This is a genomic window from Vibrio sp. S9_S30, assembly GCF_014694455.1.
In the GTDB taxonomy this organism is placed as follows: Bacteria; Pseudomonadota; Gammaproteobacteria; order Enterobacterales; family Vibrionaceae; genus Vibrio.
This window is the reverse complement of the sequence record NZ_JAAUWT010000017.1, coordinates 111,288-126,946: the sequence shown is the minus strand read 5'-3', so window position 1 is coordinate 126,946 and position 15,659 is coordinate 111,288. Positions and strand designations below refer to the sequence as shown.

Below are 15,659 nucleotides of genomic sequence, written 5' to 3'. Positions count from 1 at the left end.
TGAAATTCAGCAGTAGCTTGAAGTTCTAAAGAAAATTCAGACATAAAAAATCGGTCCCAGATACATATCTGGGACCGATTATGAAGACTATTAAGGATCGTTCAAGAGTCTTAAACGATCGGCATTACTTTAGACGAGCGGCTTTTTTTCTGTTTATGTCTCGTCCTGAAACGTGTTTGCTCTGAGTTTGTTATTTCCCTTGAGTTTGTTGTTTACCCGAGCACACGTTACTTATCATTGTTTCCTGTGATAATGGCTTGCGATGCTTTTGAGTAACGGACTTTCGAGAAATCCAGTTTTGGGAATAGGTACTCGGCTTCTTCTTGGATTTGTTTTGCTTTATTGTCGTTACCCATTCCTCGATAAGCCACGATCAAGTTATTGTAAAAAGCGGGTCTCGGTTTTCGTTTTATCATGTCTTGCGACCATTGAATGTAAGGCTCTATCAAGGTCTTATCCCCTGAATATAATCCTATGGTCAGGTATGTGCTGTAAATATCCCAATCGTAACGGTCTTTCCACGCAACAGGGTTGCTGATTTTATCGAGAATTTCAGGGTTTCTTGGTTGAGATTTTTCAAACTGAGTGAGTACGTAGTTTGTGTGCAGAGTACTGAGCATATAGAACATGGTTAAAATAGGTAACACTAGGCTTAATACTCTCAGCGTAATTTTACTGATGACACTAAATTTCACCGTTTTGTATCGAGCCGTTCTTTGATCAAGCCAGTAGAGCAGAATGATGAATGTTACCCAGTGGATGGCAGAATGATAGAACGGATACTCTAATTGGCTGTGGACAGCAATGGGAACAAACAGTGCCAAGAGTGCCAGTTTGGTTCCTTTTCGGGCTGATGAAGCCTTGTAAATGGTGTATAAGCCAGCGATTAGAATGGCGACTATCGTTGCCACGCCGCCTTCTATGCCCCATAACATAAGTTCATTGTGAGGGTGATCCAACGCCGTTATGGCTGGTGGGTAATCACCATTTAATTGATGTTGCCTTGCCGTATATAAAACATAAGACGATTCAAACTGACCGTACCCATAACCCGTAAATGGTTTCTCGATGATCATATCGATAGCTTGCGGAAAAAAGACGCTTCTTGAACTCTCTAAATGCTGCTTATCTTTTATTAGTTGATTAAAATTGGAATCGGCAAATTGAGGAACTGCAAGACCAAGTAATAGGCCGGCGACTATCGATGCGAGCCAAGCACAGACTCTTTTTGGGGTGGAAAACCTTATTAAGTAAGGAATTACCAGTATGGATGCCAGCGTTGCGCCTAACCATCCCGTTCTGGAGGCTACGATAACAAGCAGCGATACGCAGAGTGCAGGTACGAAGGTAAGGAAAATCAATTGCCCCAGTTTTCGTCTGTATTTTTGAGGTTGCCTAGCAAGTAGATAGCCAGAAAGGACCAACCCTGTCGCTAAAAAACTGGCAAAAACATTTGGTTGCTGAAAAATGCCATAAGGGCGGTTGGCTATTGTGTTATAACCGAATGGATTATTTGGCTCTAGAACAAGGAACTGTACGTATCCAAAGACCCCTTGTAATACCGTTGCAATGAGAACAAACCAAAGCAAGCGCTGTTTTTGTTTGTTCGTAAATTGAAACTGCTGTAAGACAAAAAAGAATAGTAACCCCGACCATAACCCTAATATTCGACCTATGGACTCTTCTACAATGGCGTTAGGCAGAAATACAGGGATAGTGAGAACCGTTCCACACAAGAGGAGTACCACCCCAAGTTTGGAGTAACGAATTTGGTAGTGGCTGGATATCTGATAGAACCCTAATGCTAGCGCCAAAGAAAGCCCTATCCAAGTTGAAGGGTTAAAGGGGAGCGCCAGACCTGAGCCACCAGGGTTTGGCATAAATACATTCATGGCAATTAAAAACGTACACGCCATCGTAATTAAAAATTTTCGATTGAGCGGAGTTCGGGATTTATTGGACTCGAGCAGTGTTCCCCGGACGAGCAGAGTGGCCATATTTGAATGTTTCCTTAATAGATTTCAACGGTCTGAAGCCAGACCGTTGAGCGATACTATCATTTTTTGTTTTAAAGCATAGGTTTTAAGAAGCGAGCGGTATGCGAACCTTTTATTTTTGCGACTTCCTCTGGAGTTCCCTGCGCAATGATTTCACCGCCACCTTGTCCTCCTTCTGGTCCTAAATCAACGACCCAGTCTGCGGTTTTGACGACATCCAGATTGTGTTCGATCACCACAACCGTATTCCCATGATCTCTTAGACGATGTAAGACGACCAGTAATTGCTGGATATCATGGAAGTGCAGGCCCGTTGTCGGTTCATCAAGAATGTACAGCGTTTTGCCTGTATCGCGTTTAGAGAGCTCTCTGGCTAACTTGACTCGTTGCGCTTCACCACCTGAAAGCGTAGTTGCTGCTTGCCCAAGTCGAATGTAAGACAAACCAACATCCATTAACGTTTGAAGCTTTCTTGCGATAACAGGTACTGGGTCAAAGAATTCACGGGCGTCTTCGACGGTCATTTCTAGCACTTCATCAATGGTTTTTCCTTTGTATCGAACTTCTAATGTTTCTCGGTTGTAGCGTTTGCCTGCACAAACATCGCACGGTACATAGACATCGGGCAAGAAATGCATCTCAACCTTAATCACACCATCTCCCTGACAAGCTTCACAACGACCTCCGCGAACGTTAAAGCTAAAGCGACCCGGCTTATACCCTCGCGCTCGTGATTCTTGCGTGCCCGCAAAGAGTTCACGAATAGGTGTGAATATCCCTGTGTAGGTTGCAGGGTTCGAACGTGGCGTTCGACCTATTGGGCTTTGATCGATATCGATGACTTTGTCGAAATGTTCAAGACCGATGATCTTTTTATATGGAGACGGGGTGGCAATTGTGGCTCCGTTCAGCTGAGTTTGTGCAATCTTGTAAAAGGTATCATTGATTAACGTTGATTTACCTGAGCCCGATACGCCCGTAATACAAGTGAATAAACCAACAGGGATCGAGAGGTCCACATTTTTCAGATTGTTTCCAGAGGCACCGATCAATTCAACGACCTTTTTCGGGTCCATTGGTGTGCGTTCTTTGGGAACTGCGATCGATTTTACTCCACTGAGATACTGACCAGTCAGAGAGTTTGGATTGTCGAGAATCGCTTGCATATCGCCTTCTGCAACCACTTCACCGCCGTGCACGCCAGCCCCTGGACCAATATCAATGACATGGTCAGCACAGCGTATGGCATCTTCGTCGTGTTCGACAACCAAAACGGTATTCCCTAAGTCTCTTAGGTGTGTCAGCGTTTTTAGTAGCCTTTCATTGTCTCGTTGGTGAAGACCGATAGATGGCTCATCTAAAACATACATCACACCAACCAAACCCGCACCGATCTGGCTAGCCAGTCGAATTCTTTGGGCTTCACCACCCGATAACGTTTCGGCACTTCGAGAAAGGTTGAGGTAATTAAGACCAACATTGATCAGAAAATGAAGTCTATCGTTGATCTCTTTCATGATTTTTTCGGCAATTTTGGCTTTTTGCCCAGTGAGTTCGAGATTTTGAAAGAACGACATGGCATCGCTGATGCTCATCTCTGCAACTGCGGGTAGTGGCGTGTCATCAATAAACACATTACGGGCTTCCGTGCGCAGTCGAGTACCGCTACACGTACCGCAAGACTTGGTTGAAATGTACTTGGACAGCTCTTCACGAACAGAATTGGACTCTGTGTCTCTGTAGCGTCGTTCTAGTGTATTCAGAATGCCTTCAAATGGGTGTTTCTTTGTGCGACTGTCACCTCGATCATTGATGTACGTAAACTCAATTTGAGTACGACCAGAACCTCGAAGCACCACCTCTTGAAGTTTTTTGGGTAATTGATCGAAAGGCGTTTCTAAGTCAAATCCGTAATGATTCGCGACGGAACCCAGCATTTGATAGTAATAATAGTTCTTTCTGTCCCAGCCTCGAATCGCACCATCCGCCAGACTGATTGATGCATCCACAATAACTCGACTAGGGTCAAAAAACTGTTGTACGCCCAAGCCATCACAGGTATGGCATGCACCCGCAGGGTTGTTGAATGAAAACAGCCTCGGCTCAAGTTCTTGCATGCTATAGCCACAGTGTGAGCATGCGAAGTTAGCGGAAAAAATGACATCTTGCTTGGATGAATCATCCATATCACATACTGAGGCAATGCCGCCAGAAAGCTCTAATGCTGTTTCAAATGATTCGGCCAAACGCTGCTGAAGATCGCTTCGCACTTTAAATCGATCAACAACAACCTCTATCGTATGTTTCTTATGAAGTTCTAAAGTGGGAGGATCGGACAGATCGCAAATGTCGCCATCAATTCGTGCTCGAATAAAGCCTTGCGCCGCTAAATTTTCTAACGTCTTAACGTGCTCCCCTTTTCGTTCTTTCACGATAGGAGCAAGCAACATCATTTTACTGCCTTCAGGCAGCTCTAATACCTTGTCGACCATTTGGCTAATTGTTTGAGCGGCCAACGGCGTTTTGTGATCAGGACAACGAGGCTCACCTACGCGTGCGTACAACAGTCGAAGGTAGTCATATATCTCTGTAATTGTGCCCACGGTCGATCTTGGGTTGTGAGACGTTGATTTTTGCTCAATAGAGATCGCAGGGGATAAACCTTCAATGTGGTCAACATCCGGTTTTTCCATCAACGAAAGAAACTGGCGAGCATAGGCCGATAAAGACTCAACATAGCGTCGCTGCCCTTCCGCATAAAGCGTATCAAAGGCTAAAGAAGACTTTCCTGAGCCAGAAAGCCCAGTAATGACAATTAATTTGTCTCGTGGAATGGTGAGGTTTATATTTTTGAGGTTGTGGGTTCTGGCGCCACGTACATCAATGGTGTCCATCTGCTATGCTCTTGTGTAATTGATAGCCACAAGTATTGCATAGACTTATTTTTGTGCAAAGAAAAAATACTGGATAAAATAACAGTATATTAACTGTGGTACTGTTACTTCATCCAGAAAGAAGAACCTATGCTTTATGGGTCGAGTGCTTATCTAACTCTGTCTTCTTTTTGTCCTTTTGGTAAAGGTTTTCGAAGCAGTAGTTTGTCGCTTCGATGTACCCTTCGACACTACCACAGTCGAACCTTTTACCTTTAAATTTATACGCTAAAACACAGCCTGCTTTTGCTTGCTTTAGAAGGGCATCGGTAATTTGAATTTCGCCACCTTTGCCAGGCTCTGTTTGCTCGATAAGTTCGAAAATATCGGGAGTCAGAATATAGCGCCCGATGATTGCTAAGTTACTGGGTGCCGTGCCTGCCTCTGGCTTCTCAACCATGTCATCAACACGGAAGAGATCGTCTTTGATCATTTCGCCAGAGATGACGCCGTATTTATGAGTCTCATTTTCCGGCACTTCTTGTACGGCGACAATTGAGCAGCGAAATTGCTTATAAAGGGCAACCATCTGACTCAATACGCCTTGCGTTTCGTTTACACAAAGGTCATCGGCAAGTACAACAGCGAATGGGTTGTCACCAACCAATTCCTTGCCAGTCAAAATGGCGTGTCCCAAGCCTTTCATTTCACGTTGGCGGATGTACGTAAAGTTAGCGGACTCAATCACGTTTCGAATATCGACCAGCAGTTCTTCTTTATTGGTACCACTGATTTGATGTTCAAGTTCGTAGTTTTTATCGAAATGATCCATGATGGAATGCTTACCGCGGCCGGTCACAATGCACATGCCGTCCATGCCTGCTTCGATCGCTTCTTCTACGCCATATTCTATGAGGGGTTTACTCACGATTGGCATCATTTCTTTGGGCATTGATTTTGTTGCAGGTAGGAAGCGTGTACCGTAGCCAGCTGCTGGGAACAAACACTTTTTAATCATAATCTATCCTAATTGAATTGCTCTGATCCTAAAACGTGGGTCTAACTCTATCATGATGGCGTTATGAATCGAACTGCAACAAATGCACATTTTTGAGAGAGCTGATATTGTTTTTTTTTACGGTATTGCTTGAATGCGATTTTTAACATCCAGTTTTAACCTCTTGTATAGGTGTGATTTTGTCTGTTTATCTGGCAGGATCAGTGTGAAAAAATAGCGCTGTACTTTGTCGCTTCAAAGTGATAGTGCCTATTGCAAGAGATAACTTGGAAGTAAACACAAATCACATTACTTTTACTATGTCGACCTTGATTTGAGCATTGCTGATATCATGGTATCCTTGAACGTTAAATTTTAGTCGAAGTGAATTTAGACGGAGCAAAACATGGCTAGCCGTGGAATCAATAAAGTTATTTTGGTGGGGAATTTAGGTAATGACCCAGAAATCCGCTATATGCCTAGCGGCGGTGCTGTGGCAAACATTACCATTGCGACTTCAGAATCGTGGCGTGATAAAGCGACAGGTGAGCAGCGTGAAAAAACAGAATGGCACCGTGTTGCTTTGTTTGGAAAACTGGCTGAAGTGGCAGGCGAATATTTGCGTAAAGGCTCGCAAGTATACATTGAAGGTCAATTGCAAACGCGTAAATGGCAAGACCAAAATGGGCAAGAACGCTACACGACAGAAGTGGTTGTTCAAGGCTTTAATGGTGTAATGCAAATGCTGGGTGGGCGTCAGCAAGGGCAAGGTGCTCCAGCTCAAGGTATGGGACAACAGCAAGGAGGCTGGGGGCAGCCACAGCAGCCAACACAGCAACAATCTTACCAGCAGCCAGCAGCGCAGCAGCAGCCACAGCCGCAACACCAAGCGCCACAACAGGCTCAACCTCAATATAATGAGCCACCAATGGATTTCGATGACGATATTCCGTTCTAACTGTTGTAAAACTTAACAGTGTAAAAATAAGCACCTAAATGACATGAACCCGCTAACCTAGCGGGTTTTTTTATTTTTCTTTCATTCGCATTGAGTGGTGCGGTCTTATTCACTAACACCGAGTCAGATGGCTTTCAGGTTGGCTCTGTTTCTTGGCTGATGAGATGAGCAGCAGTGCCCTTTTATATGAGCAATAAATCTATACATTGATTTGCATATTTTCGTTTAATTGTTAAATTAATGTTTCGATTTTGTATTGGGAGGGGCGTTTTTCTCGTTTTAGTGTGTTTCAGGGAGCAAGTTTGTTAACCAACAGGGAATGTTTATGGAAAGGATATTATTAGAAAGAGCCAATCTAGGTGACTCATCTTTTTACTTCTACAGTGAATCACTCATTCAAAAGAACATTAACCAATTCAAGTCAGTTCCTTATCCTCATCTCGGAATTCACTTTGCGTCAATGGCAAATGATAATCCAACCTTGTTAAAAATGTTGGAATCAAATGGCTTTGGGATTTTCGTAAATTCGCGCAAGCACATGCAGCTTGCACTGGATTGTGGGTTTAGTCCGAATCGGATTATTTTTCCTGCCTTTGCATTCAGGCATGACATAAAGCGTGTACTGTGTTTTGGTGGTGCCAATGGCGGAGTGCTCAATAGACTTAGGTTGATTCCAAGTGTAGAAGAAGTGGTTCAGGTTGATATCGACCCGCAACTATATGCCTTATCAAAGCATTACTTGCCATTTCTGCATTGGAGTGGTCCATTACCTTTTCAACACACATTGCATTTTCATTCCAATCCGTATGATTGGTTGCATGAGTTAAGCGATGAAGCCATAGGGACATATGATTTGGTGATCGCAGATTTACCAGATTCGACTGGAGACAGTTATGTACCACAACTATTTACCCACGCTTTTTATCAGAAAGTCAAATCGCTGCTCACCACAAATGGCGCTGTTGTTACCCAAGCCGGACAGATGAATCCTCTTGATTTAGGGTTTCATTTGCGGGTCAGGGATACCATTAGGCGTTGCTTTGATTTTGTTTGTAGTTACTCAAGTTTTGTCCCCTCATACGGGACGCCGTGGGGCTTTTTATACGCGAGCATGAACATTAATCCTGACAGGATATCCTCTCATACTTTGGGAAACAATCTCGGGCAGATAAAGTTAGACGCCTTAACATACTACGATCACATGAGTCACGAACATTGTTTCAATCTTCCAAAGCCGATTAGGAAGGCTATTTCTTCTAGTGAAAAAAAAGTGATAGACGATAACAATCTTGCGACTGTAGATATTGCGACACATGAGGAAGTGTTTGAATGAGTACAGGGACATTTATTGCACTGGGAATACTGGTAAATTGCATATGGGGAACGGCGTTCCTTATCCCTCATATTCTTCCAGAAGCTAACCCAATGGTTATCGCTTTTGGTCGATATTTGGTCTATGGCATCGTTTCTCTGGTATTAATCCTATTCACTCGAAAGAGCTGGGATAAATTATCAAAGGACCAGTGGATTACTGCTTTCGCTTTAGGTTTCGCAGGTAACGTAGGGTATTACTTGTTTCTGACGAGCAGCATACACTATAGCGGCATTACGATATCCGCCTTGATAATTGGTATTCTTCCAGTGTCACTCATCATTGCAGGCAATATTGTAGAGAAAGAGTATTCGTTTAAGAGCCTAGTCGTTCCTGTAGCGTTTATCTTAAGTGGAATGGTGACTTTTAGCTTAAGTGATATCGACACGGGTGAAAGCGAAAACTTTGTCGTGGGCGCATTATTGGCTTTCATATCGTTGGGTCTATGGACCTATTACGGAGTAAAAAATTCGCGTTTTTTGAAAGAAAATCCAAACGTCTCCTCTAACTCATGGTCTCTAGCGATAGGAGTATGCTGCCTAGCTCAAAGCATTATCGCTTTTCCTATATTAGGCATGTTCACCAATGCGCTGAATTTTTTAACAAGTACTGGAGATGAGCGTTTTCTTCAAATTATTGCTGCTTGCCTCTTCCTTGGGATCGTCGTTTCTTGGCTTGCCACTATATTATGGAATCAAGCCTCTCGACATTTACCGGTCGCTTTAGCGGGTCAGTTAATCGTGTTTGAAACCATTTCGAGTTTAGTTTACGGGTTTATTGCCGATGAGAGACTGCCAAATAGTGGGGAGTTTGCAGCAATCGTGCTGGTTATCATAGGTGTTGCTTGTGGGTTAAGGGTAAGTAAGCGCTCGAAAGAGAATGCAGAAGCGAACTCATACTCGATAACTCAAGAGGGAGACGTGTGACCCGTTTTCGCATTTTGCCTTATGGCGTTTTACTATCTCACGGCGGTTCAGTGAAAATACGGCATACTTTACTGCTCTAAAAAATTTTTAGAAGAATGAAACGAATCACCATCTTTAAGTGTTTCATAATAATCAACAAAGCTGCGAATGTTCGCGGCTTTTGTTTGGGTTTTTATCAAATAACTTGTGTATCATCCATTCCCTACTCACAATATACTCAAGCTACCTCATACTCAAGTTACCTCAGAGTATAAGGTCACTTGAGCACGATATCGATTGTGCGATTCATTAAAAAAGAAAACCTCGTATTACTAGAGTTTGTTGACGTTTCGGGATTGTTTTTTGCAGTCATTTTTGAGGTCTTTATACAAAGTAGCGCCTATTCAGTGCCGTCGTTCTGCCTTATGGGCGATAATGCCTAGAACTCGAACAAAATGTGATCATGAAAGGTTAACAGACTCTAGCAGTCTTACTTGAACTGGCAAGAAAAGGAATTCGCCTGACAATGCGATACACCCCTACGCTCAAATTAAGCACTCGATTGGTTGCATTTGTGACCATGATAGTCGTCAGTGCGATGTTTATCCTTTTTATTGGTGGGACGCTATCGTTTAAGCGAATAGGGCAGGAGTATGTCCACCACTATATTTCAGGCATCGTGGATGTTGTCGATTCTGAGTTGGATAATCCTGAAGCGACCGAATCTATGGCCAAATGGCTACCCAAATTGCTTCAGGCCAGTAATGTACTCGAAATGGAGGTCACCTCGCCATCGGGTTCACTGTATTACTACAAAGACACACGTTCCTTTTTGCAGGTCGAACGAGCACAGCAGCTGACTTATCCGTTGCAACACCACCCTAGCTACCAAATTCATTTTACAGTATTGCCGCCGTATGTTGGGCTTGAGTATTCCGTCGGTGCTATGTCTTCGATTACGCTAGCCGTCTTGCTGATCGTTTTTTGTTTAAGACAAGGCATAAAGTGGCTTAAGGATCAGCTTTATGGATCTGAACTGTTAGAAGAAAGAGGACGAATGATCCTTGCCGGGAAAACACAAGAGTTTGCCAAAGGTGACGAACGAGAATGGCCTTACACCGCAAGCGAGGCGTTAGATAAGTTAATCGAAGAATTAGGAGATTCACGGCAAGAGCGCAGTCGCTTTGATACCTTTATTCGCACCCATACTTTTTTAGACCAACTGACTGGGGCGGCAAATCGAGTGCTCTTTGATTCCAAGTTAGAGGCGAGTCTACAAGAAGCGGGCTCATACGGTGGGATTGTATTATTTAGGATCAAATCTTGGGATGATGTTACCTCATTCAACGATAAAGCGTCCGTTGATGAATTTACGATTGAGGTTGGACAACGTTTATCTAACATTGTTCAGCGCTTTCCGGATGTTATATTTTCTCGCTACTATGAGTCTGATTTTGCCATTTTGGTTCCTCATCAAAGCAGCAAAGAAATAGAGTCACTTTGTAGCCAAATCATCAAACAGATTTCCAAAATAGAGCCGCTCTCACCATTGTCTCATGATAACTGGTGTCATATTGGGGCAAGTTTATATTCTGAAGGGGAGCGACGTGGTTATATATTAGACGAGGCTGAAACAGCATTGAAAACGGCACAAATAGAGCTCGTGAATAATTGGTTTCGGTTTGATAAAAAGCAAAAGAAAGATATTGCCAGAGGCAATGTCCGTTGGAGGACACTGTTCGACAAAACACTTTGCTCGTCTAGTATACAGATATATTCGCAATCCTGTTTTATAAGAGAGAATCAACAAGATGAATTATTGCATCATGAATTGTTTCTAAGGCTGAAGGATGAAAGCGGAGCCATTATAAAGGCCTCTCGATTTATGGGTGCTATTGAACAAGTTGGTTATGAAACCACCATGGATCGTGTGGTTATTCAAGAAATTCTCGACTGGTTAAAGACGAAAAATGAAAGAATATGTTATTCTTTAAATATAAACGTGCTTCCATTCAAGGAAAAGATCTACACACGTTGGCTCCGAGATGAACTATTGCAACTGCCAAATGAAATGCGGAAAAGAATTAGCTTTGAGTTCTCGGAAAGTAGTTTAGTAAAAAATTTAGATTATGTACGGCCCGTTATTCGTATGATCTCTGGGTTGGGATGCAAAATTATTGTTCATCAAGCTGGTAGGACAATAGTAAGTACACATTACATAAAAGATCTGGATGTTGATTATCTTAAACTGCATCGCAGTTTGATAAAAAAAATAGATCAAAGGCAAGAAAATCAGTTGTTCATAAGAAGCTTAATTGGTGCTTGCATGGACAGTAAAACTAAAGTTATTGCTGTTGGGGTCGAAAATGCTTCTGAATGGATAGCGTTACAAAATTTGGGCATTGACGGAGGTCAAGGTCGGTTTTTCGAAAAAGAAGAATTGCTCTTTCCAAAACATCTTGCGTCAAAGGTTAAAATTGGTCGCAGAAATCGATGGCGACAGAAAATATGAGCAGTAAGTAATGAATAAAATGGTTTCTTTGCTAGAACGCTGTAAAGGAAAAAGTTCCAGTACAAAAAAGGTGAGTCTAGCTCTCCTTGAAGATGCCGTTTACTGCTTATTAGATAATAAGGTCGAATCATACTCAGTCAAAGAGACCGGCTGGGAAAAAACGCTTCTCAAGCTTTTGGCTGAAGAGCAATATGTGAATTCCAGTGTCGTGATTGTATTGGGTTCTCATCATTATCAAACGTATCAGATTGAACGACCTGAGCTACCCGCAGAAGAATGGTCGGTTGCCCTTCCTTTTTTACTCAAAGACCTGATCACAGAGCGAATATCAGACATCGTGGCTGATGGTATCGCTTTACCCAATAGTAATAAGATTCAAGCGTACGTACTGAGTAAGAGAACGTTGACGCCTTTGCTGACCATACTAGAAAAATGCCAAGTGAAGCTGGAAAGAATTCTGCCTGAAGATGAAGTTTGGGGGCAGACTCATCAGCAAGCAGAAGATTTTTTGTTACTCCATCAAAGTGCACAAAGCAACTTTAAAATCAATGCCTATGTTGGAAGAAATATATGTTTTCACCGGACCATTCGTGGCGTGTCGGCTCCTCTTACTGGGCCTCAAGCGAGCAGCCTTCAGGTTGATGGTCTTGCATTGGAAATGCAACGGTCGGTCGATTATCTCAGTTCCCAAATCAAACAGGCGCAATTCCATAAACTCTTTATTTGTTGTGATGACGAAGTCGATGAGGAGCTGACTTCGGCTTTAGAAGAAAGGCTTAGTGTTAAAGTTGAAACGCTGATGGAAGAAGATCAACGTTGTGGGGAAGTGCTTTCTCTTTATGCCCTTACACATGAATATCATGTCAATTTATACCCAGATCATCTTAAGCCGAAGAAAGAATTCTTCACTCTGCCGGTGGTTGCGTTAAGTTGGCTGATAGTTGGGGCAGTAATGCTGAGTTACTACGGTTTTAATGAGTATCAAATTCTTACCGAAAAAACGAAAATTTCACGCTTATCAGAGCAATCGAAATTGCTTAAAACTCAGTTAGTGGAACTGCAAGCAATGTTAGGTGAGCATAAGCCATCTCCAAATAAATTAGATGCTGTCGTTAGAATCGAAGAAGAAATCAAATCAAAAGAAGCCTCCCTTAATGCCGTCGGGCAATTTGATAACCAAAAACAAGCCGGCTATTCAGGCATTATGGGGGCGTTATCTCGATTAGGTAGAAATGACATATCACTCAGTAGAATAACCATTAGCCAAAACACACTTAACGTATCAGGGTTAGCCCGAACGCCAAGTGCCGTTCCGAGCTGGATAAAACAATTTAGAAACGAGTTGGATTTAGTTGGACGTAATTTTGAGCAATTTAATATCGGTAGAAATGACAGCGATATCGTGACCTTTGAACTGCAAGCGAAACGAGGGAGTGAATAACGATGGCACTTCTTCAAAGCCTCAGTGAAAAATTTTCGGCGCTTTCCAGTAGAGAGAAGTGGTTGATTACGGTTGCTGGATGGGTGGCGATATTTTTCATCACATTAACTGTTCTTTTGGAGCCATCATTTAAAGTGAAAGCTTCTCTAAGCGCTGAATATACCTCTTTAACTCAATCCATTAATACCACTAACGCCACGATGGCGATGGTCAGTAAACAGCTCAAATCTGACCCTAACAAAGACATCGATGAAAAGCTTGCCCGTTTGAAGATGCGCAGTCAGCAGTTGTCTGAACAACTGGGGCTGGTGGTTGAATCTTTGGTGACACCGAGTCAGATGGCGGAGTTGTTAGAAAATGTCCTCATCAGTAGCAAAGGATTAAAGTTAGAAAGCCTAAGCTCTTTACCAGCTGAGTCTATTATTGCTAATGGAAAATCTCAAACAGTTGGGTATTACATACATCCTGTCAAAATTGAAATTACGGGAAGCTATTTTGATATAAAAAATTATTTGATTGAACTGGAAAGCATGCCGACGACATATTTCTGGCGTAGTTACCAATATCAAGTTGAAGATTATCCGTCAGCCCGATTGGTTCTTATTGTTTATACGTTAGGCACGGGGCAGGAGTTTATCGGTGGTTAGAATGTTTTTCGCTTTAGCAATCATATTGAGCTCTTTTGGGTACGCTAACCAAGATCCTACCGCACCACTTGGCTGGCAAGCACCAAAAACAACGACACAAAACCAATCTAAGAGAAAAGCGGTCGTGCCAGTACCAAAACTGCAATCCATTATTTGTACGGAAGGTGCGTCATGCTATGCCATCATAGACGATACAGTTGTAGAGAAAGGGAAATATATGCAAGGGTATCTGGTCAACAGGATCGAACCAGAGTTTGTGGATTTGATAAAAAGCGGGAAGCGATGGCGATTAGAGTTGTTTCCTTCTGACATTAAACAGTAAGGTTTCATAGACATTATGCGTAATATTGTAGTAGCAATCATCATCGTGTCACTAACGGCTTGTTCTATGGGACATCGTGATCCTGTCGAGGTCAAAGAAGCGCTTAATGACGTGATCAATGAAGCGAGCAGTAAAAGCTTAGAAGATCTTCCCGCTTCTGTACAAGCTGATTTAATGCCAGATCTAGAGAGCGAAGAGTTTGTCGTTTCACCAACATTGAAACGTTTTCGAGTGCAAGCAAATGGTGTAGAGGCAAAAACTTTTTTTGCCGGTCTTGTCAAAGGGACAGACTACAGTACGGCCATCCACCCTGATGTCGCCGGTCGTATAACCATGAACCTGACCGATGTAACGCTAGATGAAGTGCTTAAAGTTGTACGCGATCTTTACGGTTTTGAAGTGGTTCAAAGCGGAAAACTCATTCAGATTTATCCGGCGGGGTTACGCACAGAAACCATTCCTGTTGACTATCTTCAGTTCAAAAGGCTGGGGCGTTCATTGACCTCCATTGCAACAGGAACCATTACCAGTAAAGATGACGAAAGCAGCACGAGTTCTTCTGGAACATCCAGCGGTTCCAGCTCCTCTTCAACGGGTGGGACTGAGATAGAAACCATCAGTGAAAGTGATTTTTGGGTTCAATTAGAAAAAGCAGTCCAGACACTTATAGGGAGTGGGGAGGGTCGGAATGTGGTTGTATCTCCTCAAGCCAGTGTGCTAACAATTCGAGCCTATCCTGATGAAATTCGAGAGATCAGACAATTCCTCGGTGTGTCGCAGCAGCGCATGCAGCGACAGGTCATTCTAGAAGCTAAGATCCTCGAGGTGACGTTGTCTGATGGTTATCAGCAAGGGATCAATTGGAGCGGTCTAACGTCGACATTTGGCAATGCAAATGTTTTGATCGGGCGGGGTTTAATTCCTGCCGACGGAAGTGCCCCCATTTTGCCAGGGCTAGATGCGATTGGTTCATTACTTGGTGGGCAGACCAATGTCACGATTAAGAATGGAGATTTCGCTGGCGTGCTGAGTTTTGTCGGCACCCAAGGTGATTTAAATGTTTTGTCTAGCCCACGAGTGACCGCAGCGAATAACCAGAAAGCGGTCATAAAAGTCGGTTCTGATGAGTATTTCGTCACGAACATTTCCAGTGTGGTCGGCAGCGGTGACAATGCGAATACGGCGCCAAACATTGAGCTAACGCCATTTTTCTCTGGAATTTCCTTGGATGTGACTCCACAAATTGATGATGAAGGTTTTGTCCTGCTTCATGTTCACCCAGCCGTTATTGATGTTCAAACACAGACAAAAGTCATCAACCTTGAAGGGAAAAAGTACGAAGTACCTCTGGCCAAAAGTTCAATCCGCGAATCAGATTCAGTCATCCGAGCTCGAGATGGCGATGTGGTTGTGATCGGTGGTCTGATGAAATCCAATACCATTGATCAGGTCTCCAAAATTCCATTCTTAGGTGATGTGCCTGGTTTGGGGCATTTATTCCGAAACGTAACTAAGCTGACGCAAAAAACAGAACTCGTTATTTTATTAAGACCAACAGTTGTGGGTGTTAACACATGGCAGCAAGAGCTGGAACGTTCACGAGACTTATTGCAAGAGTGGTTCCCTGAAGAATAA

At 43.0% G+C, this 15,659-nt stretch carries 11 protein-coding genes; 8 read left to right on the top strand and 3 right to left on the bottom strand.

From position 1 onward, the window contains the following. Positions 1–227 precede the first annotated feature (227 nt). The 3 genes from HC752_RS18770 to galU all read right to left on the bottom strand — a co-directional run bounded on the left by HC752_RS18770 (position 228) and on the right by galU (position 5,888). Positions 228–1,997, bottom strand: coding sequence for a PglL family O-oligosaccharyltransferase (locus HC752_RS18770; protein ID WP_190336711.1), 1,770 nt, complete (start codon positions 1,995–1,997; stop codon positions 228–230). A gap of 71 nt (positions 1,998–2,068) precedes the next feature. Continuing rightward, positions 2,069–4,891: an excinuclease ABC subunit UvrA gene (gene uvrA, locus HC752_RS18765; protein WP_190336710.1), complete on the bottom strand. Its 2,823-nt coding sequence runs from the start codon at positions 4,889–4,891 to the stop codon at positions 2,069–2,071. Positions 4,892–5,018: 127 nt separating this feature from the next. Then, complete coding sequence (galU, locus tag HC752_RS18760; RefSeq protein WP_190336709.1) at positions 5,019–5,888, bottom strand: UTP--glucose-1-phosphate uridylyltransferase GalU; 870 nt, start codon at positions 5,886–5,888, stop codon at positions 5,019–5,021. Positions 5,889–6,273: 385 nt separating this feature from the next. Here galU and HC752_RS18755 point away from each other — a divergent pair, with 385 nt between their 5' ends. From HC752_RS18755 to mshL, 8 genes are all read left to right on the top strand, one after another. Further along, positions 6,274–6,825: a single-stranded DNA-binding protein gene (locus HC752_RS18755; protein ID WP_190336708.1), complete on the top strand. Its 552-nt coding sequence runs from the start codon at positions 6,274–6,276 to the stop codon at positions 6,823–6,825. Between the two features lie 325 nt (positions 6,826–7,150). After that, positions 7,151–8,158 carry a spermine/spermidine synthase domain-containing protein gene (locus HC752_RS18750; protein ID WP_190336707.1) on the top strand — a complete coding sequence of 336 codons (1,008 nt, stop codon included), beginning with the start codon at positions 7,151–7,153 and terminating at the stop codon, positions 8,156–8,158. Further along, complete coding sequence (locus HC752_RS18745; protein WP_190336706.1) at positions 8,155–9,123, top strand: DMT family transporter; 969 nt, start codon at positions 8,155–8,157, stop codon at positions 9,121–9,123. The genes HC752_RS18750 and HC752_RS18745 overlap by 4 nt, the downstream gene beginning before the upstream one ends. A gap of 505 nt (positions 9,124–9,628) precedes the next feature. Further along, complete coding sequence (gene csrD, locus HC752_RS18740; protein ID WP_190336705.1) at positions 9,629–11,614, top strand: RNase E specificity factor CsrD; 1,986 nt, start codon at positions 9,629–9,631, stop codon at positions 11,612–11,614. Between the two features lie 10 nt (positions 11,615–11,624). Beyond that, the gene (locus HC752_RS18735) at positions 11,625–13,055 is read left to right on the top strand and encodes an MSHA biogenesis protein MshI (RefSeq protein WP_190336704.1); all 1,431 of its coding nucleotides are present in this window, start codon (positions 11,625–11,627) and stop codon (positions 13,053–13,055) included. A gap of 2 nt (positions 13,056–13,057) precedes the next feature. Continuing rightward, positions 13,058–13,702, top strand: a complete 645-nt coding sequence (pilO, locus tag HC752_RS18730) for a type 4a pilus biogenesis protein PilO (protein ID WP_190336703.1) — start codon at positions 13,058–13,060, stop codon at positions 13,700–13,702. A 1-nt stretch (position 13,703) separates the two neighbouring features. After that, positions 13,704–14,024: an MSHA biogenesis protein MshK gene (locus HC752_RS18725; RefSeq protein WP_190336702.1), complete on the top strand. Its 321-nt coding sequence runs from the start codon at positions 13,704–13,706 to the stop codon at positions 14,022–14,024. A 15-nt stretch (positions 14,025–14,039) separates the two neighbouring features. Beyond that, a complete protein-coding gene (mshL, locus tag HC752_RS18720) occupies positions 14,040–15,659 on the top strand; it encodes a pilus (MSHA type) biogenesis protein MshL (protein ID WP_190336701.1) in 1,620 nt (539 codons plus the stop codon).